The 25,517-nt window shown below is 58.1% G+C and carries 22 protein-coding genes; 20 read left to right on the forward strand and 2 right to left on the reverse strand.

Annotated elements, in window-relative coordinates:
- The first annotated feature begins 55 nt into the window (after positions 1–55).
- The 14 genes from ACT8II_RS04855 to ACT8II_RS04920 all read left to right on the forward strand — a co-directional run bounded on the left by ACT8II_RS04855 (position 56) and on the right by ACT8II_RS04920 (position 15,137).
- Positions 56–1,273 (forward strand): polysaccharide biosynthesis C-terminal domain-containing protein, encoded by a 1,218-nt coding sequence (locus tag ACT8II_RS04855; RefSeq protein WP_118653459.1) that lies wholly within the window; start codon positions 56–58, stop codon positions 1,271–1,273.
- Between the two features lie 4 nt (positions 1,274–1,277).
- A complete protein-coding gene (locus tag ACT8II_RS04860; RefSeq protein ID WP_118653460.1) occupies positions 1,278–2,462 on the forward strand; it encodes a UDP-N-acetyl glucosamine 2-epimerase in 1,185 nt (394 codons plus the stop codon).
- A complete protein-coding gene (locus ACT8II_RS04865; RefSeq protein ID WP_118653461.1) occupies positions 2,462–3,658 on the forward strand; it encodes a glycosyltransferase in 1,197 nt (398 codons plus the stop codon). Before ACT8II_RS04860 ends, ACT8II_RS04865 begins: the two co-directional genes overlap by 1 nt.
- Positions 3,645–4,211, forward strand: a complete 567-nt coding sequence (locus ACT8II_RS04870; RefSeq protein WP_118653462.1) for an acyltransferase — start codon at positions 3,645–3,647, stop codon at positions 4,209–4,211. The genes ACT8II_RS04865 and ACT8II_RS04870 overlap by 14 nt, the downstream gene beginning before the upstream one ends.
- Positions 4,156–5,268, forward strand: coding sequence for a glycosyltransferase family 4 protein (locus ACT8II_RS04875; protein WP_443813148.1), 1,113 nt, complete (start codon positions 4,156–4,158; stop codon positions 5,266–5,268). The genes ACT8II_RS04870 and ACT8II_RS04875 overlap by 56 nt, the downstream gene beginning before the upstream one ends.
- Positions 5,258–6,448 carry a hypothetical protein gene (locus ACT8II_RS04880; RefSeq protein WP_147352836.1) on the forward strand — a complete coding sequence of 397 codons (1,191 nt, stop codon included), beginning with the start codon at positions 5,258–5,260 and terminating at the stop codon, positions 6,446–6,448. Before ACT8II_RS04875 ends, ACT8II_RS04880 begins: the two co-directional genes overlap by 11 nt.
- Positions 6,438–7,598 (forward strand): polysaccharide pyruvyl transferase family protein, encoded by a 1,161-nt coding sequence (locus ACT8II_RS04885; RefSeq protein ID WP_118653465.1) that lies wholly within the window; start codon positions 6,438–6,440, stop codon positions 7,596–7,598. The genes ACT8II_RS04880 and ACT8II_RS04885 overlap by 11 nt, the downstream gene beginning before the upstream one ends.
- A 3-nt stretch (positions 7,599–7,601) precedes the next feature.
- Positions 7,602–8,153 (forward strand): serine acetyltransferase, encoded by a 552-nt coding sequence (locus ACT8II_RS04890; RefSeq protein WP_118653466.1) that lies wholly within the window; start codon positions 7,602–7,604, stop codon positions 8,151–8,153.
- A 44-nt stretch (positions 8,154–8,197) separates the two neighbouring features.
- Positions 8,198–9,928 carry a thiamine pyrophosphate-binding protein gene (locus ACT8II_RS04895; protein WP_302742079.1) on the forward strand — a complete coding sequence of 577 codons (1,731 nt, stop codon included), beginning with the start codon at positions 8,198–8,200 and terminating at the stop codon, positions 9,926–9,928.
- Positions 9,925–11,010: an NAD-dependent epimerase/dehydratase family protein gene (locus tag ACT8II_RS04900; protein WP_443813151.1), complete on the forward strand. Its 1,086-nt coding sequence runs from the start codon at positions 9,925–9,927 to the stop codon at positions 11,008–11,010. The genes ACT8II_RS04895 and ACT8II_RS04900 overlap by 4 nt, the downstream gene beginning before the upstream one ends.
- Before the next feature lie 6 nt (positions 11,011–11,016).
- Positions 11,017–12,450 carry a lipopolysaccharide biosynthesis protein gene (locus tag ACT8II_RS04905; protein ID WP_118653468.1) on the forward strand — a complete coding sequence of 478 codons (1,434 nt, stop codon included), beginning with the start codon at positions 11,017–11,019 and terminating at the stop codon, positions 12,448–12,450.
- Positions 12,451–12,729: 279 nt separating this feature from the next.
- Complete coding sequence (locus ACT8II_RS04910; RefSeq protein ID WP_443813153.1) at positions 12,730–13,134, forward strand: hypothetical protein; 405 nt, start codon at positions 12,730–12,732, stop codon at positions 13,132–13,134.
- A gap of 5 nt (positions 13,135–13,139) precedes the next feature.
- Entirely contained in the window at positions 13,140–13,340 is a 201-nt protein-coding gene (locus ACT8II_RS04915) for a hypothetical protein (protein WP_302742076.1), read from the forward strand.
- Between the two features lie 147 nt (positions 13,341–13,487).
- The gene (locus tag ACT8II_RS04920) at positions 13,488–15,137 is read left to right on the forward strand and encodes an RNA-binding domain-containing protein (RefSeq protein ID WP_304291453.1); all 1,650 of its coding nucleotides are present in this window, start codon (positions 13,488–13,490) and stop codon (positions 15,135–15,137) included.
- A 363-nt stretch (positions 15,138–15,500) separates the two neighbouring features.
- Here ACT8II_RS04920 and ACT8II_RS04925 read toward each other — a convergent pair whose 3' ends face one another.
- The gene (locus ACT8II_RS04925) at positions 15,501–16,019 is read right to left on the reverse strand and encodes a ferritin (protein WP_294123772.1); all 519 of its coding nucleotides are present in this window, start codon (positions 16,017–16,019) and stop codon (positions 15,501–15,503) included.
- A gap of 294 nt (positions 16,020–16,313) precedes the next feature.
- On the opposite strand from ACT8II_RS04925, the gene ACT8II_RS04930 reads away from it, so the two are divergent.
- On the forward strand, positions 16,314–18,317 hold the full coding sequence (locus tag ACT8II_RS04930; protein WP_443813156.1) for a DUF2207 family protein: 2,004 nt from the start codon (positions 16,314–16,316) through the stop codon (positions 18,315–18,317).
- 320 nt (positions 18,318–18,637) lie between these two features.
- On the opposite strand, the gene ACT8II_RS04935 is transcribed toward ACT8II_RS04930, so the two are convergent.
- The gene (locus ACT8II_RS04935; protein WP_118653474.1) at positions 18,638–19,273 is read right to left on the reverse strand and encodes a GNAT family N-acetyltransferase; all 636 of its coding nucleotides are present in this window, start codon (positions 19,271–19,273) and stop codon (positions 18,638–18,640) included.
- Between the two features lie 235 nt (positions 19,274–19,508).
- On the opposite strand from ACT8II_RS04935, the gene purH reads away from it, so the two are divergent.
- From purH to ACT8II_RS04960, 5 genes are all read left to right on the forward strand, one after another.
- The gene (gene purH / locus ACT8II_RS04940) at positions 19,509–21,146 is read left to right on the forward strand and encodes a bifunctional phosphoribosylaminoimidazolecarboxamide formyltransferase/IMP cyclohydrolase (RefSeq protein WP_330005428.1); all 1,638 of its coding nucleotides are present in this window, start codon (positions 19,509–19,511) and stop codon (positions 21,144–21,146) included.
- Positions 21,147–21,425: 279 nt separating this feature from the next.
- Positions 21,426–22,142 (forward strand): hypothetical protein, encoded by a 717-nt coding sequence (locus tag ACT8II_RS04945; RefSeq protein ID WP_407496796.1) that lies wholly within the window; start codon positions 21,426–21,428, stop codon positions 22,140–22,142.
- A 331-nt stretch (positions 22,143–22,473) separates the two neighbouring features.
- A complete protein-coding gene (locus ACT8II_RS04950; RefSeq protein ID WP_443813158.1) occupies positions 22,474–23,148 on the forward strand; it encodes a response regulator transcription factor in 675 nt (224 codons plus the stop codon).
- Between the two features lie 9 nt (positions 23,149–23,157).
- Complete coding sequence (locus ACT8II_RS04955) at positions 23,158–24,222, forward strand: sensor histidine kinase (protein WP_407496799.1); 1,065 nt, start codon at positions 23,158–23,160, stop codon at positions 24,220–24,222.
- Between the two features lie 230 nt (positions 24,223–24,452).
- Positions 24,453–25,517 (forward strand): 6-phospho-beta-glucosidase (locus ACT8II_RS04960; RefSeq protein ID WP_443813161.1); only part of this gene is annotated, 1,065 nt, incomplete at its 3' end.

The following is a 25,517-nucleotide window of genomic DNA, read 5'->3' on the forward strand; positions in this document are numbered from 1 at the left end:
GCCGAGTACGTGCAGCTGGCCCTCGAGGGCCGCGAGCACGAGGCGGTGCAGTAGGATGCGCGTCCTGGTCACCGGCGCGAAGGGGTTCGTCGGCCGCAACCTCTGCGAGGCCCTGAAGGCCATCCGCGACGGCAAGGACCGTCGCGAGCGCTTCCGGGCGCTCCTGCCGCTCGAGGTCATGGAGTGCGACCTCGGGACCACGGCGGAGGAGCTGGACGCGATGTGCGCCCGTGCCGACTTCGTGTTCAACCTCGCGGGCGTAAACCGCCCCGAGGACCCGGCGGAGTTCATGGCGGGCAACTTCGGGTTCGCCTCCGACCTGCTCGCGGCGCTCGAGCGCCATGGCAACGCGTGCCCCGTGATGCTCGCGAGCTCCGTCCAGGCGAGCCTGGTCGGGCGCTACGCGGGATCGGCGTACGGCGAGTCCAAGCTGGCGGGGGAGGAGCTGTTCCGCTCGTATTCAGATCGCACGGGCGCGCCGGTGCTCATCTACCGGTTCCCCAACCTCTACGGCAAGTGGTGCTGCCCCAACTACAACTCCGCCGTCGCGACCTTCTGCGATGCTATAGCAAATGACCGCGAATACACGGTCAACGACCCTTCGGTCGAGCTGGAGCTCCTCTACATCGACGACCTGGTCGCCGAGATGCTCTCCGCCCTGCTGGGGGAGGAGCGCCACTGCGGCTACGACGGGCTTGCGGAGATCGAGGGCGACGACTTCTGCGCGTGCCGTCCCACCGACCGCGCCACGCTGGGCGAGATCGTCGACCTGCTCGAGTCGTTCAGGGCGAGCCGCGCCGACCTCTCGGTGCCCGACCTCGCGGATGGCTCGTTCTCCAAGAAGCTGTGGAGCACGTTCGAGAGCTACTACGACGAGGGCTCGCGGGCCTACGCGCTCAAGGCCAACCGCGACGAGCGCGGCTCCTTCACCGAGTTCCTGCGCACCCCGGAGCGCGGCCAGGTCTCCGTCAACGTCTCCGGGCCAGGCGTCACGAAGGGCAACCACTGGCACCACTCCAAGTGGGAGCGCTTCCTGGTGGTCTCCGGCGAGGCGTCCATCCGCCTGCGCCGCGTCGGCCTGGACGCCGACGGCCGCCCGTTCCCCGTGGACGAGTACCGCGTCTCCGGCGACGACCCCGTGGTGGTCGAGATGGCGCCCGGCACCACGCACTGCATCGAGAACCTTTCTGATACCAAGGATCTCGTAACCGTAATGTGGGCCAACGAGCCCTTCGACCCCGAGAACCCCGACACGTATTACGAGGAGGTCTAGCCCTATGGCAGCCGACTACTCCAACGTCTCTTTTGCCAATGACGGTCGTCTTCGACTCCTTGTCATCGTTGGCACGCGCCCCGAGGTTATCCGCCTGTCCGAGGTCATCAAGAAGTGCCGCCGGCACTTCGACTGCCTTCTGGCGCACACCGGGCAGAACTACGACTACACTCTCAACGGCATCTTCTTCCGCGACCTCGAGCTGGCGGACCCGGACATCTACCTGGACGCCGTGGGCGACGGGCTGGGGGAGACCATGGGCAACATCATCGCCCGCTCCTACGACCTGATGCGGGAGGTGGAGCCCGAGGCCCTGCTCGTGCTCGGCGACACCAACTCCTGCCTCTCGGCCATCGCGGCCAAGCGCCTGCACATCCCGATCTTCCACATGGAAGCCGGCAACCGCTGCAAGGACGAGTGCCTGCCCGAGGAGACCAACCGCCGGATCGTCGACGTGATCTCCGATGTGAACCTCGCCTACTCCGAGCACGCGCGCCGCTACCTCAAGGAGACGGGGTGCGCGCCGGAGCGCACCTACGTCACGGGCTCGCCCATGGCCGAGGTGCTGCGCGCCAACCTCCCCAAGATCGAGGCGTCCGACACCCACGCGCGCCTGGGGCTCGAGCCGAGGAGGTACATGCTGCTCTCCGCGCACCGCGAGGAGAACATCGACACCGAGGCGAACTTCCTGTCGCTTTTCGGCGCCATCAACAGGCTCGCCGAGGAGTACCAGATGCCCATCCAGTACTCCTGCCACCCGCGCAGCCGCAAGCGCCTGGAGGAGACCGGCTTCGAGCTGCACCCGCTGGTGCGCATGCACGAGCCCATGGGCTTCCACGACTATAACCGCCTGCAGATGGACGCGTTCTGCGTGGTCTCCGACTCCGGCACGCTGCCCGAGGAGAGCTCGTTCTTCGCGAGCATCGGAAAGCCGTTCCCCGCTGTGTGCATCCGAACCTCCACCGAGCGCCCCGAGGCGCTCGACAAGGCCTGCTTCACCCTCGCCGGCGTCGACGAGCGCGGCCTGCTGAACGCGGTCCGCACCGCCGTGGCACTGGACGCGGAGGGGTCGCTCCCCCAGGCCCCCGTGCCAGACTACGCCGACGAGAACGTGTCCACCAAGGTGGTCAAGATCATCCAATCCTACACCGGCATCGTGGACAAGATGGTGTGGAGGAAGCGTCTGTAATGGCCTCGAGTGACACTAAAACTGCTGAAGCGCTTGTCGGCGAGGCGTTGACGCTGGGAGAGGGGCTTAGTAGGCCGCTGCGCTACGTTCAGCTTAATAGTTTCTACAACGGGTCGACCGGCTCCATTATGCGCGGCCTTCACGCCCAGCTATCGAATTCCGGTGTTGACTCTTATTGCCTGTGGGGCAGGAGGCATGAAACCATCGACGAGCACATGGCATGCTGCGCATCCAAGCCCGAGGTGTATCTGCACGGCGCGATGACGCGTCTTCGAGACCGGATGGGCTTCTACTCCAAACGCGACACCGAGAGGCTTCTCGCTCGGTTGGACGAGATCGACCCCGACGTCGTCCACTTGCACAACATTCACGGCTACTACGTGAACATCGAGATGCTGTTCGCCTGGCTAGCGGGCCACCATTGTCAAGTGAGGTGGACCCTGCACGATTGCTGGGCCTTCACCGGCCATTGTGCGCACTTCACATATGTGAAGTGCGCACAATGGATGACTCATTGTGCGTACTCGGAGGGCTGCCCGCAGCCGGATGCCTATCCCAGGACAATCTGCAAATCGAACTGCGCGAGGAATTTCGAAGATAAGAGGCGCATCTTTACCAGCGTCCCGCCGGAGCGCTTGACGCTCATCTGCCCTTCGCAGTGGCTGGCCGATTTGGTGAGGAAGAGCTTCTTGAAGGACTATCCCATTGAGGTGCGCCACAACACCATCGACAATTCAGTGTTCAAGCCCACTCCGAGTGATTTTCGCGAGCGTCATGGCATCGGCGACCGCTTCATGATCCTGGGCGTCGCGAGCCCCTGGACTGAGCGCAAGGGTCTGGGAGACTTCGTGCGGTTGGCCGGGGAGCTGGATTCCGATAGATATGCCATCGTGCTCGTGGGTCTCTCCGCAAAGCAGATCAAATCGCTCCCGGAGGAGATCATCGGTCTCACGAGGACGGATTCCCCGCAGGAGCTCGCCGGGATCTACACGACCGCGGACGTCTTCTTCAACCCGACAGTCGAGGACAACTACCCGACGGTGAATTTGGAGGCTGAGGCCTGCGGAACCCCGGTCATCACGTATGACACAGGCGGCTGCAGGGAGACGATCGCTGACGTGCGCTCGCACGTGGTAGAGGGATATTCACAGGCAGTGGAACTGCTTAAGGGAAAGGAAAACCATGCAGCAAGCTGATCTTGCCGCTATTGGCTCTCAGGGGTATAAACGCTTCGCAAAGATGCCGATTAAGCTCCTACTTGTGGCACTCAACAAGCTGTCAAACAAGACATACAAGCGGCTATATCCACGTTATTTGGCGTGGTTGGGAGTCAATATCTCGAAGCAATTCTCTGAGTATGGCGACCCATGGATAAGTCCCGAATGTCGTTTTGATGCCGCCGGTTACAACTTGATAACCCTTGGGGACGGCGTGACCATATCCTATGGCACCTCGATTCTCGTCCATGATTATAGCATCGACAAAGCGCTGTTTTCCCGTCGTAGCGAGCACGGCAAGTTCCTTAAGCCCGTTTCAATTGGCAAGAATTGCTTTATTGGGGCTAATTCCATGATTCTACCAGGAACCACCATTGGGAACGATTGCATTATCGGGGGGGGGTCGATCGTCAAGGGAGATTTCCCGGACGGTTCGATTATCTGTGGGAATCCGGCGCGCGTTGTGGGGGATATAGATGAATTCCTCGCAAGGCACGAGCAAAAAGAGGATATCGTTTATGAGCGTTCCTAGCGGAAAAGTCCTCCTCATCGGCCGACTCGACGGGACAAGGGGGCCTCTTGGTGTTGCGAGGGCGGTGCATACCCGTCTTGCAAAAAAGCATAATTGCCAAATTGAGGAGGTTTCCACCTTTGTGGACGTTCTCAGACTGGTTGCGAAGATACCTTTTGCTTATAAGGGGTATTCGATTTGCGTTCATCAAAACGGGTTCAGGATTCCCCTGATCTTATGCCTGCTGTCCAAGATCGATCATCGCAACACATATTATCTCGTCGTACATGGGATTGCTGCCGAAGAGCAGAAATACCGCCCTGTTTTGGATCGAGATTTACGGATCGAGCCGAAACTAATTAGGGAGTATCCAAATCTCATATGCGTCTCCGAGTTCGAGAAGAAGGTGCTCGGAAGGCTTTATGGGCGCAAAAAGAACATGACCGTCATCGGCAATGGCGTTGATGTGGATCGAGAGATTGGTTCGAAGAGCCTGCTTTCGAAAAAGCGCTCCTCGTATCCCCCGGTCGTTATAACGACCGGGGGATACGAGGAGCGCAAGGCCTGTGACCTTGCGCTCCTCGTTCTCTCCCAGTATGCCGAAAGGACAGGGACTAGACCTAAGCTCATTGTCTGCGGACGTGATACCGATGCCGTTGGCTCCAATCGCGCTCTTTGCGAGCAGATTGCGAGGAATGGCAATGTTGAGCTCGAATATCGAGGGGAGATCACCGATAAGCATGAGCTGGTGAATCTCTACCAGAACGCAGATTTCTATGCCGGGCTCAGCAGATTTGACACCTTCAATGTGTCCGTTCTAGAGGGAGCAGCCTCCTTCTGCGTGCCCATTGTCTCTGGGTCTTGTGGCGCGGCAGCGCTGTTCGACGATTCAAGCGCCATACGATGCGAGATCGATAGCGATTGTTGGGTGGATAAGGCCGTTGCGCGTCTTATTGAACTCTGTGACGACGGCAATCTTTATCGGGATGTCGCTAAGCGGTCATACAGAATCGCTTCTTTATACACCTGGGATGACGTTGCAGAGAAGTACTGGAAGGTTCTTGCACATGGTGAATAGTTCTTGTGTTGAACAGACTAAGGGACGTTCGCCGATGGATATGAGCAGTGTGCTCTTCTGGCTGGGATTCTGGTCTCTATTCGTTAAGTTCTTCTTAGAGTCCATTATTCTTTTTGAATCGTTTGAGGCGCTTCTTAAGGTCTTTCAGCTGTTCGGCTGCGCCTTCCTTTTGCTCAGAACCGTTGTACTCGTGATAAAGGGCTCGTCGAGCGGATTGGGCTTGGTGGGCGTTTGTCTGGGAATTCTATCTTATCTATTGTCCGGTGAGTCTGTGCTGCTGACGACTTCGCTTATTCTGTCAGCCGCTTACGAGATCGATTTTCAGGCGATTATCCGATCTTGGGCGCGAGCCGTAACGGTCATTCTCGTTTCAATGCTGTGCATATATGTGGTTGCTGGGGTGCTGGGCGAATCCGTTGGAAAAACCTGGCTCAACATTGGTGGAATCTCTTCCAGCCGTGGAGCGCTCCTCTTTGTTCACCCAAACTATTGTGCTGCCGTCTTTTTTGTCTGGGCTATGGCAATGTGGTGCCGATTTGATGTTGGACTTGAGGTCAAGATACTTGTTGGCGGCATTGCCACTTCGGTTATTTTCTATATCGCCGGCTCCCGTACCTCGGCCGTGTCCTTGCTGCTTTTTTTCATGTTTGTTTTCATCTTAAAAGTGTGGAAAAGACGTTCGTGTAGGAGCTTCTCCAAATGGGCTCCTAGGTTTACTCTTGGAATTCCTCTAATGCTCTTTTTATTGACTTACTGGATTAGCGCAATTTGGTTTACTGGTCCAGCCTTTAGTCAAACGGCAAGTGATTTCCTAACTGGTAGGCCAGCTTTGTGGTGGGCTCAATGGAATTATTCTGGGTTGAGCATCTTTGGTCACCATGCGTTTGAGGGCATCGTGCTTATCAGGGGGACGATACACGACATTCATACCGTAGACGGCATGTATGCCTCGTTTCTATTCAATATCGGAATTGCGGGCTTCGCATGGATTCTTGTTCTTGTCAAACGATTCTTCGCTTGGGGCGGAGTTCGTGAGCCAATTTATGTCGCGGCGTTACTGACCACCTTCATCTTCGGTTTCACTGAGTGGCATGCAATGAACGCGGTAGTCTGCGTTCCTCTCATCCTTCTTGCCGAAGGCTTGAGAAATGCAGAGAAGGGAGTGGTAGATGAACTCTAGCAAACCGATTGCTCGAATCGCGCAGATGACCTGGTATCAGTCTCAGAACTACGGCAGTGTGCTTCAGGCGTATGCATTGCAGCGTACGCTACGGAACATGGGCGCGGATGCGAGGCTCGTGAACTACGATCCTGCACCCTGGCAGCAGCGTAATCAATCTTCGCTACGCAAAAGCAAGCCCTTTAGGGCGGCCCGTGTATGCCAGCAGCGCCTAATGGGTGCTGCTCCATATGTATCTGATGAGAAGGATGCTGCCTTTCATGCGTTTGCATCCAAATATATACGCGAGACTGAGCCCGTCTCCTTGTTTGAGGATTTCTCAATTCTGAACTCCCATTTCGATGCGTTTGTATGCGGGAGTGATCAGGTGTGGTCACCTCGATGCTACGATCCCCGCTATTTTCTCGACTTCGTTGCCGATGACAGGCTCAGGATTGCCTATGCGCCGAGTTTTGGTTGCGACAAGCTGCCCGCTGAGGCTTCTGCTGCAATGGCGCCGCTTGTTCGCAAGTTTGATGCGTTGAGCGCTCGTGAAGCTGAGGGCGCAAGAATGGTGGAGGAGCTTTGCGACGGGGAGTGCCAAGTGGTGTGCGATCCGGTTGTTTTGCTCGAGGCCGACGACTGGCGTTCCATTTCTCGCAGAGATGGGCATCTCGTCTCGGATGAGTATTGCCTTTGTTATTTTCTCGGTCGTTCCGAGGAGAATTGGGAGCGTGCTCGCGGGATTGCGAAGACTTTGGGGCTCAAGCTCGTAATGGTTCCAGTTTTCAACGGAGATGTCCGTAGGGATGGATTGGCGCTTTCTGGCGTTGGACCGCTTGAGTTCCTCAGCCTTATCGACCGGGCATCCTATGTGTGTACGGATTCCTTCCACGGGCTTGTGTTCTCGTCTATTTTCGAGCGAGACTTTTCAGTTTTCGAACGTTTCAAGGCGGGAAGCTCCGCTTCTCAGAATGTCCGAATCGAGAACTTCCTTCGCATGGCCGGTCTTGAGCATCGACTCCTGCGGCGGGGTGTCTCGGATGCGGACGACATTGCCTGCAGCATCGATTACGCCGCTTCCTCGAAGCGTGTCGCAGCTCTTCGGGAACAGTCCTTGCGGTATTTGCGGGGTGCCCTCGCGTCGTTACTTGGCGAAGAAAGGGAGTAGGACATGGGATTATCGCCAAGGATATTCGCCCTTGATTCCTTCCATACCTACGGAAGCAAACGAACGAGCCTTTCGCTTCTGGCAAAGGACCTTGGATACCGCTATGTTTTCTACCTGCGTCAATGTCAAGCGGGAGGCATAAGAAAACTGCTGTTCGCAATACCTCGCAAACATCTATCTAACCATTGCGGTATCGAGATTGGTCCCTGTGTCAAATGCGGTGGGGGGCTGTATCTTGGGCATCCGTGGGCCATAACCGTCAACGGGAACGCGACGCTCGGCACGAACGTTAACCTTTCGAAAGGCTGCACCATTGGCGCAGAAAACCGCGGGCAGCGCAAAGGGGTGCCGACATTGGGCAATTGTGTCTTTGTTGGCGTGAATGCCACGGTTGTCGGTGGTGTGAGCATTGGGGACGATGTGCTCATTGCTCCTGGGGCTTACGTGAACCAAGATGTTCCGGCGCACTCCATTGCTGTTGGCAACCCCTGTCGGATCATTCCCCGCGAAAACGCAACTGAGGGCTACATAGTTAGACGAGTTAGCGGTTACTAATGACCTCGAAGCATTTCTGAACAACTAAGGGAAAGGAGCCCAGTATGGGTGCGAAGTATACAGAAGAGAAGAATGCCCAGATGCTCATGAGCCTCATGAAGCAGCATGGGGTGCGAAAAGTCGTCGCCTCACCTGGGGCCACGAATATATCGTTCGTGGTCAGCCTTCAAAGAGATCCGTTCTTCCAGGTCTATTCATCTGTTGACGAACGTTCGGCAGCCTATATTGCATGCGGATTGGCCGAGGAGACAGGCGAGCCAGTCGCACTCAGCTGCACGCAGGCGACGGCCTCAAGAAACTATTTTCCTGGACTTACCGAGGCGTACTATCGTAAGCTTCCCGTGCTCGCCGTAACATCGACCCAACACGCTGTTCGTATTGGGCAGAACATCCAACAAGCTATCGACCGGACCGTCCAGCCTGTCGATACCGTTAAATTGAGCGTACAGGTGCCCATCATACAGAGTGCCGAAGATGCTGCATATTCGAACATAGCCATTAACAGGGCACTTCTAGAGCTTCGTCGCGATGGCGGCGGTCCCGTTCACATCAATCTAACTACCACTTATACCAAGGTTTACGATACAGACGAGCTTCAACAGAGCCGTGCCATTCTCCGCTATACGCCGGATGATGATTTCCCAGTAATTCCGCGCGGTTCGCGCGTTGCCGTGTACGTGGGCGCTCACAGCCGTTGGGATAGCGAGCTCACTGCAAGTGTCGACGCGTTTTGTGAGACATATGGTGCATGCGTGCTTTGCGATCAGACGAGCAACTACTGGGGAAAGTATCGAGTTAATCCGTCCCTCCTCTTCTCCCAAGGAAAGGCTATTGCCTCTGCTGAGAATATCGACATCCTCATCCATATCGGTCATACCTCCGGAGGCTCTGTGCCCAGGCGAATAAAGGAGACATGGCGCGTCAATCTCGACGGTGAGGTGCGTGACACGTTTGGGTGCCTGAAGAATGTCTTTGAAATGTCCGAGCAGCGGTTCTTCGAAACATATGCCGGTATGGGTGGCGAGAGGGTGTCGAACTTCCGCGATGAGTGCATGCGTGAAGTCGATGCGATCATGGAGAAGATTCCCGACCTCCCATTTTCCAACGCATGGATGGCGCAGCAAACCATGCCGCTTTTCCCCGAAGAGTCCATCGTGCATATGGGTATCTACAATTCGCTTCGCACTTGGAGCCTTTTTGAGGGCAATAGCATCCGTGGCTACTGCAACACCGGTGGTTTTGGCATCGATGGTGGCGTATCGAGCCTTTTGGGTGCTTCGCTTGGCACCGACGCCCCTTGCTTTGGGGTGTTTGGCGACCTCGCGTTTTTCTATGACATGAATGCGCTTGGAAACCGCCATGTGGGGAACAACCTGCGTATTCTCATTGTCAATAATGGTTGTGGCGTTGAATTTAAGAACCATATCAACCGTGCATATCCCCTTGGCGAAGAGGCGGACGCTTATGTGAGTGCGCGCGGACACTATGGGCATCAATCTCGTGATCTTGTTCGGCACTTCGCCGAGGATCTTGGCTTTGAGTATCGGGGGGTTGAGAACAAAGAAGAGTACCTTTCGGTGATTGACATGCTGACTTCGCCCGAGCCGCGCGTGCGACCTGTGTTGGTCGAAGCCTTCGTTCGGCCCGAAGATGATACCGAGGCGCTCAGGCTTCTTTATGGCATCGAAGAAAGTGCGATGGGCAATGCAAAGGCTGCCATCAAATCCGCTCTTGGCGAGAAAGGCGTCCGTGCGTTGAAGGGGCTTATCCGATGAGGGCATTGCTGCTTGGCGGTACGGGTGCCATGGGCGGCTACCTCCAAAAGGGGCTTGTCTCGCTGGGCTGGGAGGTCTTCGTTACTTCTCGCAGCGCCAGAAGGTCAGAGGGGGCTATAACTTACCTTCAGGGCAACGCCAAAGACCCAAGCTTTCTGGACGTCGTGCTCAAGGACAGTTCTTATGACGCCATCGTGGACTTTATGACGTGGACGCCCGATGCCTTTCGCAGAATATTGCCTTCTCTGCTTGGCTCGACGGGGCGCTACGTATTCCTTTCTTCTTATCGCGTCTTTGCTGATTTCCCTGTTATCAACGAGAGCAGTCCTCGGCTTCTCGAGTCTTGTCCCGACAAGAAGTACCGCTCCGGGGGCGAATACGCAATCATCAAGGCGTTGGAAGAGGATGTCCTGCGTGGTTCGCCAACTAATAACTGGACCATCATTCGGCCTGCAATCACGTTTTCCGGCGGTGGTGTGGGCAGATTTCAGTTGGGTACGTATGAATGCGGCCTCTGGCTCTGGCGTGCCATGAGGGGGCTTCCTGTTCCGGTCGTTCCCGAGATGATGAAAAAGCAGTGCGCTCTTACTTGGGCGAAGGATGTAGCGTGGATGATTGCGCTGTTGATTCAAAATCCCGATGCCGCGGGTGAAGACTTCAACGCTGCGACATCCCAGCATCAAGCTTGGGCCGATGTCCTTGACTTGTACCGTTTGGTACTTCCCGTTGAAACTCGCGAGGTGACATTGGAGTTATACGAGTCTCACTGTGGGCCCGCTCTTAAGGAATATGGCTATATTCCACAGGTGCGTTATGACCGCATGGTCGATAGGGTTCTCGACAACGCAAAGGTGCTCGCATATACCGGACTCTGCGATGGCGACCTTGCTGATGTTCGCGATGCCCTGCCTCGGGAGTTGTCCAGTTTTCTCGCTCGAGACCCTCGTTTATCCACAGCTCCTGCTGTGCAGGGCCGCCTCGATCGCATCGCACGCTCCTCTTTGCGGACTCGCGATGCTCTTAATGAGTTTGGAATAGTGGGTTCGGCAAAGTACTTTGCAGGCAAGTTTGGGTTGGTGTAATCAAATTTGAGTTTTGATGTTAAAAATGGGGCGACTACGGAGCAAGAGCCACAGTCACATGCGAAGAATCTGCTGAAAAACACCGGTATCTTCGCCATAGGCACGTTCGGATCGAAGATTCTGACGTTGCTGATCATCCCGCTCTGCACGCATTACATCGCCACGGGCGACATGGGCGTGTACGATATGGTATATACCGTTGTGGCGCTCTTACAGCCGATTGCAGTCCTCGCGATTCCAGAATCATTATTCCGCTGGATTATCGATGATCATGCCGATAAGAAAAGCATCTACTCAACGTGGCTTGGCTTGTTTGTGGGCTTAACAGCGTCTTTCTCTGCAATTTATTGGCTTTGTTGGGTCGTTTTCAGATTCTCCGATGCGCCCTTGATGTATGCCCTCGTTGTATTGGGATGTCTCTTCCAGAGCTTCCAGTATGGAACACGTGGTCTCCATAACAACAAACTGTTTGCTATCTCTGGCGTCATTTATTCGCTTGTTTACTGCTTGGGATGCTATCTTCTTGTCGCTAGGCTTCAGGTGGGATACCAAGGTCTGCTCTATGCGATGCTGGCCGCAACATGCGTCGCCTCCCTTTTTCTCGTTATCCCGCAAAGGGAGCTTAGAACCTTCGCTTTTTCTGGTGTCGATGTACGCGCTGCATGGGAAATGCTCCGCTATTCGCTTTTTCTGTTGCCAAATCAGTTGAGCTGGTGGGCGATGACCATGCTTGGCAGACTAATCATCGTCGGCTTTATGGGTTACTCGGCAAATGGTGTTTTCTCTGTCGCGATGAAATTCCCATCTGCGTTATCGATGGTGTCAAATGTCTTTACTCCTGCGTGGCAAGAGCAAGCCGTCATGCTGTTTAGCAGGAAGGATAAGGACGCTTATTTTTCCAAGGTTTTCAATCAATATGCCTTGCTGCTTGTCACTCTTCTTATTCCTGGAGTGCCGTTGACAAAGCTGTTTGTGCAGATTGCCATGGATTCTGCATACCATTCTTGCTTTGATGTCGTCGCCCTTCTCTATCTTGGGGCTGTTCTTAACGCGCTTTCGGCCTTTGCCGGCGTTCTCTATATGTGTGCGAGGGATACCAAGGGCGCTGCAACTACAACATTGGCGGGGGCTCTCGTCAATATCGTCTTGTCGCTTGTCCTTGTTCCGACAAGTGGCCTTATGGGTGCCGCATTGGGCAACCTTATCGGAAATGCGACCATCCTCGTCATTCGTCTGAGGCAAACTGACAAGTACTGTTCCCTACGCGTCGACTGGTGGAAGCTCACTGCCTGTGCCGTCGCTGTCATTATTTCTTCGTTGGCGGCATCGGCTGCTTCTTCGCTTGTAGAGATTAGCCTGCTTTCGCTTGTTTGCCTTGCCTTCTTTTGCATTGCAAACCGCAAGTCGCTCTCTTTGTTGAAAGGGTTTCTAAAAAGATAGGATCTAGGGGGAGACTGCATCCTCATTGCCAACGCGCATTCAAAGATCGTGCCGCATGAGGAGCATCAGCTCTGCATTGTGTATTGGTGGCTATGAGGTGTTATATATTGTAAGTGTGAGGGAAGGGGGCGTTAGGTGCGATGATTTGGCGGCCGCAAGGGACAGAATATACGCCGCCTATCTATATTTCAACAGTATTGCAGATCGGCCTACTATCAAGACGATGCCGCCCTGATTGATAGGCATCAGATTGCGGCTTGCCTAACCTATGCAGTGCTTGTGGCTGAGCCCCTCATGGTTGATTCGGCCTTGGCAACCGAGAAGTCCTATTATGCAAATGAGCGGCTTGCCTTCACGCTCGCTTGTTCAACCATGGTTTCTTTTCTTGTTCAGTACCATTCAGACAGAATACATGCGGGGATTGCGGACCACGACGAGTATCAAAAAATCGGGGCTGCACGGAACAAGCTGCTGCAAGAGGGCATCGCAGTGCCAAAGACCGTTCCTAATGAAGATTCATATCCCATGACCCTTTATCGATGCTTTCGTTTTACGGCTGCGGAAGGGTCGTTCAATCTGTTGAGCCTCGCGTCTCTGTATTACCTTTTGAAGAACGCTACGGTTGGAAAGCGGCTGTATGGAGAGATGCGCTCCTATTATTCGTTCGTGGCCGAAGAGGTGTGATTCAGATGCTGTGGATCATGATAGCAACCTTTATTCTCACAGTGGTGGCGAGCACCGCTATTGCTCTCGAGTATGCGAGAATCGACTCCATTGCCGTCGATTACAAGGTTGAAGAGTTCGAGCATGCCGTGGGCAGTTCCGTGCCTATCGAAGCCGTGCGGACGAACTCGACTGTGCGCGGGGAAGGGGCTGAGGAGAGTTGCTAGCAGCCCTGATTCCCGTCCAGTTCCAATCAAAAGTTTGGCTATCGACCCCATAGAACTCTATATCGGAATCTATATCTGATAATAGCGGGATATATCTGAACTCAGATATAATTTCAGATATAGATTCAGATATAAGGAGGGCTGAGTATGGGCATTCCGGAACACGAGACCTTGTCAATCGAGTTTAAAAGTGACCGCAAGACAATCGCGGAAGGCGTCATTGTCGACGAGGTGGTTGCCCTTTCCAACACTGATGGAGGCGAGCTATACATAGGCGTCGAGGACGATGGCGTTCCCACTGGCGCCCAGCCTCAGCATCGAGACCCTCTGCAGATGAACGCTATGATCGCAAACAAAACGGTACCATCCGTTTCCGTGCGGACAACCATCTTGACGGAGAGCGGAAAGCCCGTCGTTCGCATCGAGGTCCCGCGATCGGCAAGCGTTATCGCCTCGGCTCAGGGGCGCATCTTGCGCCGCCGCCTCAAGGCGAATGGGGAGCCAGAGAGCATTCCCATGTATCCATATGAGATTTCAACGCGGTTGTCTGATTTGGGCCGTCTTGATTATTCCGCCCAGCCCGTCCCCGATACCGCTCGTGAGGATTTTGATCCCGTGGCACGGGAGAACCTGCGAAATATAGTTGGGAAATACAACAACAGCGACAAAACGCTCTTGGAACTCAATGATGAGGAGCTCGAGAAGGCGCTGGGGTTCACCACGACCGTTGCAGGTCGAATCATGCCGACGTTGACGGGCCTGCTCATGATCGGTCGCGAGGATGTTCTCGCAAAGGCGGTTCCAACTTCGGAGGCGGCTCTTCAGGTCCTTGTGGGCACGGATGTCAAGGTCAACCTCACGTACAAGGGCTCTCTGCTGCGCGCTATCGAAGACATCGCCCATGCAATTAAGCCATGGAATCCCGTCACAGAAGTTTCTCTTGGGTTGTTTACTAGCCCAGTTGAGACGTTTAACGGCCGTGCCATACGCGAGGCGCTGGTAAATGCGTTTGGTCACAGGGACTACTCGATGCTCGGAAGGGTCCGCGTCTTGATTGACGATATGGGCCTCACGATCTCCAATCCCGGTGGGTTTATCGAGGGCATATCAATCGACAACCTCCTGACCGCCGATCCCCATGGCAGGAATCCGTGCCTTATGGACGCGCTCAAGCGCGTGGGCCTTGCCGAGAGAACGGGACGCGGGATCGATCGAATCTATGAGGGGTCTTTGCTGGTGGGGAAACCGCTTCCAGACTATTCTGAATCGGGGCCGACGTCTGTAAATCTTTTTATCGCCCGAAGTGAGCCCGACCAAGAATTCATCAGGCTCATCGCGGAAGAGTCAGAAAAGAGAGCCGCTCCGCTCCCGCTCCAGACGTTGCTCGTGCTCGATGCGCTCAAGCGCATGCGCCGCGCAACCATTGAGATGCTGTCGAGAACCGTCGACGTGAGGAAGAGCCAGCTTGTTCAGGTGGTTGAGCTGCTGGTCGAGTCGGGTCTGGTTGAGGCAGTCGGGTCGGCTGCCCACAGGGAATACCGTCTGAGCTCGAAGGTCTATAAGCGCTCGGGACAAATCAAGGAGTATGTCCGACAGGCGGACATCGATTCGATACGCTATCCGGAGCTCATCATGAGGCTTGCCCGAAAGCAGGGGCAGGTATCCAAGAGGGATGTAGCTGAGTTGTTGCACGTCGGCCCCGATACTGCATACTACGAGATTAGAAAGCTCGTTAAGAGCGGCGATCTTCTGGCTGCAAAGCGCGGGCCCGATGCCTATTACGTGCCATGTGTCTGATAGATATCGAACGCCTCTATTTGACCTAGATGGCGGTAGAGCAAGATAGGCGGTTCCGCCGTCCGGTTAAACGGTTACAGTAGATGTCGAGCAGATGGACGTTCCGGAGCTGTTCTAGTCTTTCCTAGATGCCTGCCATATCAATGAGAGATCGGAAGTCGAACGGCCGCTGGGGGCGTGAGATGAAGGCTTAAGAGGTGGGAGGATGTTAAAGAGTCACGTATTGATTGCGAGGCACCTGGCCCTTCTCGACCGCACCTAGTGCGTGCACAGTTTAAGCCCCGAATTTTACCCTTATGCGAAAGGGGCGCCCCGTTCTTTCCAATGAGACGCCTCGGAGCTTAGCAAGTTTTCCGGTCGACCTTACAGCGGCAACGCAGTCATCTGCGTGTACACGCGGGCCTGGTACTCGCGGTCCAAGTCGTACAGGCCCTTGGGATCGCTGCCGAACAGCTTCATCTTGGTGACCATGTCGCGAGCGTTGGCCTCTTCCTCGCCTTGCTCTTTAACAAAAAAGTCGAGCATGCGCAGCGCGCGAATGTCGTGCGCCTCGTGTGCCACCTCATAGCAGTGATGGATGAGGCTCGTCACGTACTCCTCGTGGGCCAGTCCGGCAACGAGCGGGTCCAGGTCGTTCTCGAAGTGCATGCTGGGCTGCTCAATGGCGAACATTGTGGGCTTGTAGTCGTTGTCAAGCAGGTAGCGGCGCATTGCCATGGCGTGGTCGACTTCCTCCTTGACCTGGATTTCGTACCAGTTTGCGAAGCCCTTGAGGCCACGGTCCTCGTAATAGTCGGCAAACGTGAGGTACAGGTATGCGGAGTAGAACTCCTTGTTAATCTGCTCCTCAAGCACCTTCGCGACGTTCTCGTTCATAGCCATATGCACTCCTTCGGTCGATCTGGCGCGTGCGCGCAACCTGAGTATACCGCCGCATGGCACGGCAAATTGACTATGGCTGCCAGGTAATTGCCGGCCTGTTACGGGCTGGCTGCGCCCACGTGGAAATGCAAGGCCACGATAGATTAAACGAGTTTTGAACTGCTTTCCGTGCCAGCTTTGGCAGAGCTCCCGTTCCGGCGCATGCCGTTTGCGGGGTCGCGGGGCACCGCGAGGCAGAACCGAATCCCGCACGGGTACAATGGGCGCACGTATACATAGAGAAAGGTGCGTCCCATGCTCGCACGCCCGCATTCCTCATCTCCTGTCCGCGTCATCTGTCAGCGCCGCGCCTCATGCTCGCTGCGCCTTTTCGCCACGTTCTGCGGCCTCGTCCTCGCGCTCGTCTTCGCGCTTGTTGCCCCGGCGACTGCCCATGCGGACACGTACTCGCTTCCACGCGTGAACATTCAGGCGCAGGTTATGGAGAACGGCGACCTCAATGTCACCGAGGAGCGCACCTTTGCCTTTGAGGACACGGTTAACGGCGTGTACTGGAGCATCCCCTTTGCGCAAAACGAGCAGGGCCAGACCTCATCCGTAACGGTCTCCAGCGTGTATGAGTACGACGGTTCGGTCGGTGAGGGGGCAGAGGCGGACGCTCGTCGTGCCTCCCAGCCCATGCAGGAAGTCGCCTCCGCGGAGCCGGGTGACCAGCACGTTTACACGGTTTCGGACGAGGGCGACGCCCTTGAACTCAAGGTCTTCGTCCCCCGCGAAGATGGTGATGAGGTGACCTTGTGGGTTTCGTACACGATCACGGGTGCCGTGATGGCGTGGCCCGACACCGCCGAGCTCTATTGGCAATTCATCGGTCCCGAGTGGGAGGAGGATGCCGAGGACGTCGAGTTGAACGTGATGTTCGCGGGGGCTTCTGAGGGCACGCCGGCGACCACTGGCACCGATGATGCCAATTTCCGCTCATGGGGCCACGGTCCGCTTGATGGAAGCGTGGTGCTCGATGATGGGGATGTCGCCAACCCCGTGGTGACCCTAACTGCCCCGCGTGTCCATGCGGGCCAATTTGCCGAGGTTCGCGTTGCGTTCCCGACGGATTGGGTGCCCGGCTTGGCGGCGATGGGTGATGCGCGCCTGGACACCATACTTTCCGAGGAGGCCGCGTGGGCGGACGAGGCGAACGCCCAGCGCGAACGCGCCCGCACGACCGCCACGGTCGGTACGGGCATCTTGACAATCGGCCCGGCGGCACTCTTGGCGATAGCGGTGTACCTGCGCAAAACCAAGTACACCAGCCCTAAGCCCGTCTTCGAGGAGACCTATTTCCGAGACCTCCCGTCCAACGACCACCCCGCCGTGCTCTCCGCGCTCGTGTACGGCGGCTCGGTTCAGGATTGCGCCTTCGTGGCGACCCTCATGAAGCTCACCGACGACCGCGTGATCGCGATCGACCACGAGTCTCGTACCGAGAGCCGTTTCCTCGGCCTGGGCGAGAAGACCGTCGAGGAGTACTCGCTCAAACTCGTCGCACGTGAGCGCGTGGACGACCCCATCGATCTGGCCGCGATCAACCTGTACTTCGGTGCAGGCGCGAAGAACGGTGACGAGGTCAGTTTCGATGCGCTCAAAGACGGCGAGGACGCGGGTGATCTCATGCAGGAGTTCAAGGACCAGGTGAGCGGGGAGCTCGAGCGCCGGAACCTCGTCAACCTCGTTCCCGCCGGGTTCAAATTCGGTATGGGGGGCATCGGAATCATCCTGATAATCGTTGCCGTCCTCTTCATTCTCTACACGGACGCAGCGAATCTGCCGTTCGTGCTGTTGGGTATCGGCATGTCCGTCACGGCGGCGATCATCGGCGCGACTGCGAAGATGTACTCATCCGAAGCTGTCGAGCTGCTCAACCGCTGCCAGGCGCTCGAGCGCTGGCTCGAGGACTTCACCAATCTGGACGAGGCGGTGCCCGATGACCTCATCCTGTGGAACAAGATGCTCGTACTCGCCGTGGCGTTCGGCGTAAGCGACGAGGTTCTGCGTCAGCTTGCCGACGCCGTGCCGAACGAGCTGCGCGAGGACGAGAACGGCATGTATTACTATCCCAGCTACTGGTGGTACTACGGTCACGGTGGCCTGCATTCGCCCATGAGCGAGATGCACGATGCGTACCAGGCCACGGTCGCGGAACTTTCCTCGAGCTCCAGCAGCTCGGGCGGTGGTTTTGGTGGCGGCTTCTCCGGTGGAGGAGGCGGGGGCGTTGGCGGCGGAGGCGGCGGCAGCTTCTAACGCGCATTCTGGTGGCGACAAGCCGCATCTTTCGCTTGTTGGGCGCCTCTCGCGCCCCACAAGCTCAAGTGCATGCCGCAAATCGGGCGATTTTGTAACGAAAATCAGAACGGCTCGAGTAGACGCCATCATCGAACAGTTGTGACCTGCGGAAATGCCGACCGGATTTCCCTGCTACTCGCCTCGTCCGAGAACTCGTTACAAAAACGCCCGATTCGCGGCATGCAGGGGATGTTTTGTGCGATGAATCGGCTTTGCGCGGCGCGAAGTCCGAGGGATCCCGTGATGCATGCGAGGGCTACAGGACAGCGGCGTCGATTCTAAGCGGAGAGGTCCAGTCCGTACACGTACATCTCTTTGGGGAGCAGGCGACGCTCTTCGCGCGTGCTGCGATACGTGCCGGCGCGTTTGAAACCGTGGTGTTCATAGAACTGCCAGGTGCAGTCGGTGTCGGTGTAGAGGAACGCCCGCTGTGCGCCCTCTTCGGCCAAATACGTGGTCGCCGCATCGATAAGCACGCTGCCAATGCCCATACCGCGTGCCGATTCGCCAACCGCGAGCAGGGTGATCTCCGTTGACCCGGCAAAACCGCTGTCGCTCAGCAGCTTGTCATTTTTAGACTCGGTGAGTTGGACACCCTTCCAGTAATTGGCGGCAGCCTCGGGTTCAAGTTCGCGCATGCGGCGGAAGTAGTCTTTGGACATGACGAACCAGCGCTTGTGGGCGCGGACGCGCGTGGCGCTCGGGCAAGCGAGCACAATGCCGCACGGCTTATCGTCGATAAGGGCCACCTGCGAGAAGGGGGAAATGGAGAGCGAGTATGAGAGGTCGTTGCAGGCCTCGAGAAATCCGTATTCGGGCGAGGGGACTTCGGTGTGCCACGCCTCCTGAATGATGGCGGCAATATCCTCGAAGTCGCCTTCGTCAAAAGGCCTATACGTTACGCGCGAGACCATGGATCCTCCTGTCGTCCTCTCGTTTCTACCACCGCAGCGTGCACGTGTTGTGGTGCGTTCGTGGAACCCGTCGTTCACCTCATATTTTTCGCGCAAACGCCATGGTTTCTCGGCAAGTTCTCCAAATCGCGCGCGTTGAGCGATGTGAGTGTTTGCCGCCTGCGGTACAGTAGGTGCATGTTAGATAGAGATGCGCACGCTGCTTGCGGCGCGTCACCCCTGCGAAGGAGGGCACATGGCAGACCTTGGAAAGGTTTCGCGCGCGTTGATTTCGGTTACGGACAAGACCGGCGTGGTTGAGTTCGCGAAGGCGCTGGCAGAGGAGTTCGGTGTCGAGATCATCTCCACCGGCGGCACCGCCAAGGTTCTCGTCGAGGCCGGCGTCCCCGTCGTCCCGATTGAGGAGTACACCGGGTTCCCCGAGATGATGGAGGGCCGCGTCAAGACGCTGCATCCCAAGGTTCACGGCGGCCTGCTCGCTCGTCGCGACTCCGAGCAGCATATGGCCGAGGCTGCCGAGCACGGCATTGGCATGATCGACCTCGTCTGCGTGAACCTCTACGAGTTCGAGAAGACCGTCGCCAACCCCGACGTCACCTTCGCCGACGCCATCGAGCACATCGACATCGGTGGCCCCTCCATGCTGCGCTCCGCCGCGAAGAACGCCGCCGCCGTGACCGTGGTGTCCGACCCCGCCGATTACGACGCCGTCCTTGCCGAGATGCGCGCCAATGACGGCGCCACCACGCCCGAGACGCGCCGCCGCCTGCAGGTCAAGGTCTACACCACCACCGCCGCGTACGACACCGCCATCTCCACTTGGCTCGCCGCCCAGGTCGAGGGTGCCACCACCGCGCCGCTCACCGCCGAGGGTGAGTTCGCTGCCCCCGCGTCCATGGGCATGAGGCTCGAGAAGGCCCAGGACCTGCGCTACGGCGAGAACCCGCAGCAGGCCGCCGCGGTCTACCGCTTCGACGCCGCCAACGCCCCGCTCTTCTCCTCCGACGCCCCCCTCGTGGGCGCCGAGCAGCTCCAGGGCAAGCCGCTCTCCTACAACAACTTCCTCGACGCCGAGGCGGCTTGGAACGCCGTCCGCGAGTTCGACGAGCCCGGCGTGATCATCCTCAAGCATCAGAACCCCTGCGGCTCCGCCGTGGCGGGCGACGTGACCGAGGCCTACGACCGCGCCTTCGCGTGCGACCCCAAGAGCGCCTTCGGCGGCATCGTTGCCGTCAACCGCGAGGTGCCGCTGTCGCTCGTCGAGCACTTTGCCGACCGCGACAAGCTGTTCGTCGAGGTTCTCATTGCCCCGAGCTTTACGCCTGAGGCCCTCGAGCGTCTTGCCAAGCGCCCCAACCTGCGCGTCCTCGCCACGGGTGCGGCCTCCGGCCATGCCAAGCTCGAGATGCGCACCGTCGACGGCGGCATGCTCGTCCAGCGCGTCGACACGGTCGACGAGGACCCGGCCACCTTCACGTTCCCCACGGAGCGCAAGCCCACGGATGCCGAGATGCGCGACCTCATGTTTGCCTGGAAGGTCTGCAAGACCGTCAAGTCCAACGCCATTCTCATCGCCAAGGACGAGATGGGTATCGGCATGGGCCCCGGTCAGCCCAACCGCGTCGATTCCGCGCTGCTGGCCTGCCAGCGCGCCGAAGAGGTTTGCGAGCGCCTGGGCTGGGAGGCCGACGGCTACGCGTGCGCGTCCGACGCCTTCTTCCCGTTCCGCGACAACGTGGACACGTTGGCTGCGCACGGCGTGACCGCCATCATCCAGCCTGGCGGCTCCGTGCGTGACGAGGAGTCCATCGACGCCTGCAACGAGCATGGCATCGCGATGGTGTTCACCGGCACCCGTCACTTCCGTCACTAAGCAGCAACGGGCTGCTGCGGGCTTCCCAGACACCGCACCTTGGGGTTCAATCGTCGGGCGCCGTACGTTAGGCGTGCGCCCTCCTCTTTCACCCCAATCTGCGGCACCTGGAAAGCCCTCGCCGGTTTGGAGGGTTTTTAGGGAACCTGGAAAGACCTCGCCGACCTGGATCGAGCTGGGTGGTGTACCTCGACTTTCCTTTGCCCGAGGGTGTTGTATGTGATTTGAACGTGCCGGGGAATTGTTTTCCCGGTACGTTTTTGCTTAGGAGGATTCGCCGTGAGCGACATCGAACCGTTCTTCAATTCGGCTGAGGAATGCGCCGCGTACGAGATGTTTTGCGCCGAGCAGGAGCGCGGTCTTGAGAAGTTCGAGCTGGCCGACCCCGCCTTGGTGTGCCGTTGGCGCATGAACCGCCGACAGGTTCCGCTCATCAACCGCCACATTCGAGCGTTGTCGCAGCGCGTGGTCAACGGTGCGCCCCTCACCACGAACATGCTTTCATGGGCCAAACAACATGTCGAATGGTCGCTTGCGGCAGGGGAGTATGAGGATCCGAACGGCGTGCTCATGCTGGTGATCGATGTGAACGGCGATGCCCTTATGAGCGTTGGGCCGTATGAGCCGCTGGCGGATACGTCGCGTGCCGCGCTTGTGTCCCGTGCCTCCATCGCGCGTGCGGAGGCGGCGGGCACCGGGGTGGCGCCCGAACTTCTTGGCGTGCTTACCGCCGATGGTCGCGTGTTGCTCGCCGCTGCGCCCGGCGAGGCTCTTTGCGGTGCCGCAACGCTGGTAGAGCAGCTTGCCGCTGTTCGCGGTCATGCGGTTGAACGCTCGCTGGTGGACGGCGTGACGGCCGAGCAGGTTGCGGGCGCTGCGGGTGAGGGCGATGCCGTGTTCCTCATCTCCGACGAGCACGGCGTGGTGGTCGAGCGCGGAGCGACCAGCGGTGACGCGGCGCAGCTCTCGGCTGACGTCCGCAAGCTCTTTGCCTGATGTGCTACGCGCAACCGGGCCCTTACCCGCGCCGCCGGTCTCCCTCAGCCGCATTCCTGCCGCGAAAGTTAACTCTCGCAGCCCGTTTTGCCGCGATTCGTGTGTATCGTTCCGCGAAAGTTAACTCTCGCGGAAGAAGTTGCCCCTCATGCGGAGGCAATCGCCCACCCGCGCGCCTGTGCCGGCTCCTTACATTGATGAAAGCTCTTTGCTTGCCGTTCTCGTTGCGAGGCTAGGCGGGGCATAATGAAAGCACGACAAAACGTCAATCGGCTGCACGCGCGCGGCGAACACGCCCTCGCGCACGAGGCGGTGGAAGGGAAGTGGTGGCATGGCGCGCATATTCGTGGTCGAGGATGACGCCCCCATTCGCAACGAGGTCATCGAAGTGCTCGAGCGTCAGGGCTACGAGACTTCGTACTGCCTTACCTTCGATCACGTGGTCGAGGATATCCTGGCCGCCCGCCCCGACCTTGTGCTGCTCGACCTCACGTTGCCGGGCACGGACGGGCAACTTGTCTGCCGCGAGCTGCGCCAGCAGTCTGACATCCCCGTCATCGTGCTCACGTCGCGCGTGACCGAGGTCGACGAGGTCATGAGCATGACCATGGGCGCGGACGACTTCATACCCAAGCCCTACAGTGCGCGCGTGCTCGTTGCGCGTGTGCAGGCGCTGCTGCGTCGCGTCAAGGGCGCATCGGATTCCAGCCGCGCGCTCGAGCACAATGGCGTGGCCCTCGATCTGTCGCGCTCCACGGCAACCGCAACGCAGACCGGCCGCTCCATCGAGCTCACCAAAAACGAGATGCGCATCCTCTCGCTGCTTATCGCCCATGCGGGAACGATTGTGAGCCGAGAGGCGATCATGCGCGACCTATGGGACTCCGACGCCTTTGTGGACGACAACACGCTCACCGTGAACATCAACCGTTTGCGCACTACGCTGGAAAAAATCGGGATCACGGGGTATCTCACCACGCATCGCGGTCGCGGCTACTCGGTGTAGGGGTGCACGATGAAGTTATCCGAGTTCCTTGCTTCGTCATGGCCTCACATGGCGCTTGCCTGCATCGCGGCGGCGCTTTGCGCGTTCATTTCCGCGGTGGGCGGCGCGGGGTTTGCAGTGAGTGCGCTGATGGCCTTGCTGATCGTGGGGTCGGCACTGGTGGCGCTCGTTGTCGATTACCGCCGAAAGCGCTCATTTTACGCCGACTTGGTTGCATGCATCGATGATGTCGAGCATCCCCTGTGGATCACCGAGATGATGGATAGACCCGAGTTTTTGGAAGGGCGCCTGGCGTACGAGGCACTTTGCCGCGTTTCCAAAGCGGCCAATGATGACGTGGCTGAGTATCGTCGTCAGACCCAGGATTATCGCGAGTACGTCGAAACGTGGGTGCATGAGGCCAAGTCGCCCTTGGCCGCCTCCCACTTGATGTTGGAGAACCTTATGGAGGCAGCGCCCGCCGACGAGACGGGAGAGAAACTCCTTGTTAAGACCGAGGCGCTCGGCGAGGAGCTCGACCGCGTTGAGGGCTACATCGAACAGGCGCTGTTCTTTGCGCGCTCCGAGTCGCTTGATCGCGATTACCTCATTCGCGCCTATGACCTCCAGAAGCTCGTGGGCGACGCAGTTCGCGCGAACGCGCGCGTGCTCATCGGCGCCCACGTGTCGCCGTTTCGTAGAGGGCTTGACCACACGGTGTTTACCGACGAGAAGTGGATGACGTTCATCCTGGGCCAGCTTATCCAGAACAGCGCGAAGTACGCCCAAGGAGAGGGTGCCGAAATCGTGTTTACCAGCAGGTTGGTCGACGAGGGGCGCGCGACGGAGCGCGTGGAGCTCGAGGTCCGTGACAACGGCTGCGGGGTTGAGCAAGCGGAGCTGCCGCGCGTCTTTGATCGTGGGTTCACGGGCGACAATGGACGCACGGGCAAACGAGCCACGGGCATTGGCCTGTACTTGGTCAAGCGCCTATGCGGCAAGATGGGGCTTTCCGTGCGGGCGGACGCGCGCCCGGGGGAGTTTTTCGCCGTGACCATCGGGTTTCCCACCAACAAGATGCATTACTTCGAATAGGGATGCACGGAGCCTGAATCCATGTGGTCCCAATGACGATCTGGGGATTTCGCAAAAGGTATCAGGATGTATCAATCGCGTTGTGTAGTTCGTAAAACGGCATAGAAAAGAAGTATCAGCATCGGTCTGAGGCATTGTGGCGGACTTTCGCGCTCGGCATACTGGAGCTAAGGTTCGCCGAGTGCATGCTGCATGGGGCAGTGGGCTCGGCGCGCGAGAAGGGATGCAAGATGGGTTTTCGTGACGACTTCCTGTGGGGTGGCGCCACCGCTGCGAACCAGTGCGAGGGTGCGTATGACGTCGATGGCCGCGGCTTGGCCAACGTCGATGTGATGCCTCACGGCAAGGATCGCTTCGCGGTGGGTATGGGTGTCCGCAAGATGCTCGATTTCGAGGACGGGTACTTCTACCCGGCGCAGACCGGCATCGATTTCTACCACCACTACAAGGAGGACATCGCCCTCTTCGCCGAGATGGGCTTCAAGACCTTCCGCATGAGCCTGGCATGGACGCGCATCTTCCCCAACGGCGACGAGTCCGAGCCCAACGAGGCCGGCCTTGCCTTCTACGAGGACGTGTTCCGCGAGTGCCAGAAGCACGGCATCGAGCCGCTCGTCACTATCACGCACTTCGATTGCCCCATCCACCTCATCAAGGAATACGGCGGTTGGCGCAACCGCAAGCTCATCGACTTCTACAAGAACCTCGCCCGCGTGCTCTTCACCCGCTACAAGGGCCTGGTGAAGTACTGGCTCACCTTCAACGAGATCAACATGATCCTGCACCTGCCCTTCATGGGCGCCGGCCTGGTGTTCGAGGAGGGCGAGGACAAGAAGGCCGTCGAGTATTTGGCCGCCCATAACGAGCTCGTCGCCAGCGCCTGGGCCACCAAGATCGCCCACGAGATCGACCCCGACGTGAAGATCGGCTGCATGCTCGCGGCGGGCAGCTACTACCCCTACAGCTGTCGCCCCGAGGACGTGCGCGCCGCCCAGCTCGCCAACCAGGACAACTACTTCTTCGTCGACGTTCAGAGCCGCGGGTACTATCCGTCCTACGCGCTCAAGAAGCTCGAGCGCGAGGGCATCGATGTGGGCATGACCGACGAGGATAAGCAGATCCTGGCCGAAAACACGGTCGACTTCATCTCCTTCAGCTACTATTCCACGCGCTGCTCCGCGGGTGAGGGCTCCGACGCCCCCAAGACCGAGGGCAACGCCTTTGCGGGCACCAAGAATCCCTACCTCAAGGAGAGCCAGTGGGGCTGGGCCATCGACCCGCTCGGGTTCCGCATC

The organism is Collinsella sp., assembly GCF_052346665.1.
GTDB lineage: Bacteria > Actinomycetota > Coriobacteriia > Coriobacteriales > Coriobacteriaceae > Collinsella.

Excerpts from the sequence above, each read along its gene's own strand:
- ACT8II_RS04930 (WP_443813156.1), top strand. The coding sequence starts at position 16,314 with ATGCTCGCACGCCCGCATTCCTCATCTCCTGTCCGCGTCATCTGTCAG.
- ACT8II_RS04875 (WP_443813148.1), top strand. The coding sequence starts at position 4,156 with ATGAATTCCTCGCAAGGCACGAGCAAAAAGAGGATATCGTTTATGAGC.
- purH (WP_330005428.1), top strand. The coding sequence starts at position 19,509 with ATGGCAGACCTTGGAAAGGTTTCGCGCGCGTTGATTTCGGTTACGGAC.
- ACT8II_RS04870 (WP_118653462.1), top strand. The coding sequence starts at position 3,645 with ATGCAGCAAGCTGATCTTGCCGCTATTGGCTCTCAGGGGTATAAACGC.
- ACT8II_RS04915 (WP_302742076.1), top strand. The coding sequence starts at position 13,140 with ATGCTGTGGATCATGATAGCAACCTTTATTCTCACAGTGGTGGCGAGC.
- ACT8II_RS04925 (WP_294123772.1), bottom strand. The coding sequence starts at position 16,019 with ATGGCTATGAACGAGAACGTCGCGAAGGTGCTTGAGGAGCAGATTAAC.
- ACT8II_RS04950 (WP_443813158.1), top strand. The coding sequence starts at position 22,474 with ATGGCGCGCATATTCGTGGTCGAGGATGACGCCCCCATTCGCAACGAG.
- ACT8II_RS04885 (WP_118653465.1), top strand. The coding sequence starts at position 6,438 with ATGAACTCTAGCAAACCGATTGCTCGAATCGCGCAGATGACCTGGTAT.
- ACT8II_RS04860 (WP_118653460.1), top strand. The coding sequence starts at position 1,278 with ATGGCAGCCGACTACTCCAACGTCTCTTTTGCCAATGACGGTCGTCTT.
- ACT8II_RS04895 (WP_302742079.1), top strand. The coding sequence starts at position 8,198 with ATGGGTGCGAAGTATACAGAAGAGAAGAATGCCCAGATGCTCATGAGC.
- ACT8II_RS04890 (WP_118653466.1), top strand. The coding sequence starts at position 7,602 with ATGGGATTATCGCCAAGGATATTCGCCCTTGATTCCTTCCATACCTAC.
- ACT8II_RS04955 (WP_407496799.1), top strand. The coding sequence starts at position 23,158 with ATGAAGTTATCCGAGTTCCTTGCTTCGTCATGGCCTCACATGGCGCTT.
- ACT8II_RS04880 (WP_147352836.1), top strand. The coding sequence starts at position 5,258 with ATGGTGAATAGTTCTTGTGTTGAACAGACTAAGGGACGTTCGCCGATG.
- ACT8II_RS04935 (WP_118653474.1), bottom strand. The coding sequence starts at position 19,273 with ATGGTCTCGCGCGTAACGTATAGGCCTTTTGACGAAGGCGACTTCGAG.
- ACT8II_RS04900 (WP_443813151.1), top strand. The coding sequence starts at position 9,925 with ATGAGGGCATTGCTGCTTGGCGGTACGGGTGCCATGGGCGGCTACCTC.
- ACT8II_RS04855 (WP_118653459.1), top strand. The coding sequence starts at position 56 with ATGCGCGTCCTGGTCACCGGCGCGAAGGGGTTCGTCGGCCGCAACCTC.
- ACT8II_RS04920 (WP_304291453.1), top strand. The coding sequence starts at position 13,488 with ATGGGCATTCCGGAACACGAGACCTTGTCAATCGAGTTTAAAAGTGAC.
- ACT8II_RS04865 (WP_118653461.1), top strand. The coding sequence starts at position 2,462 with ATGGCCTCGAGTGACACTAAAACTGCTGAAGCGCTTGTCGGCGAGGCG.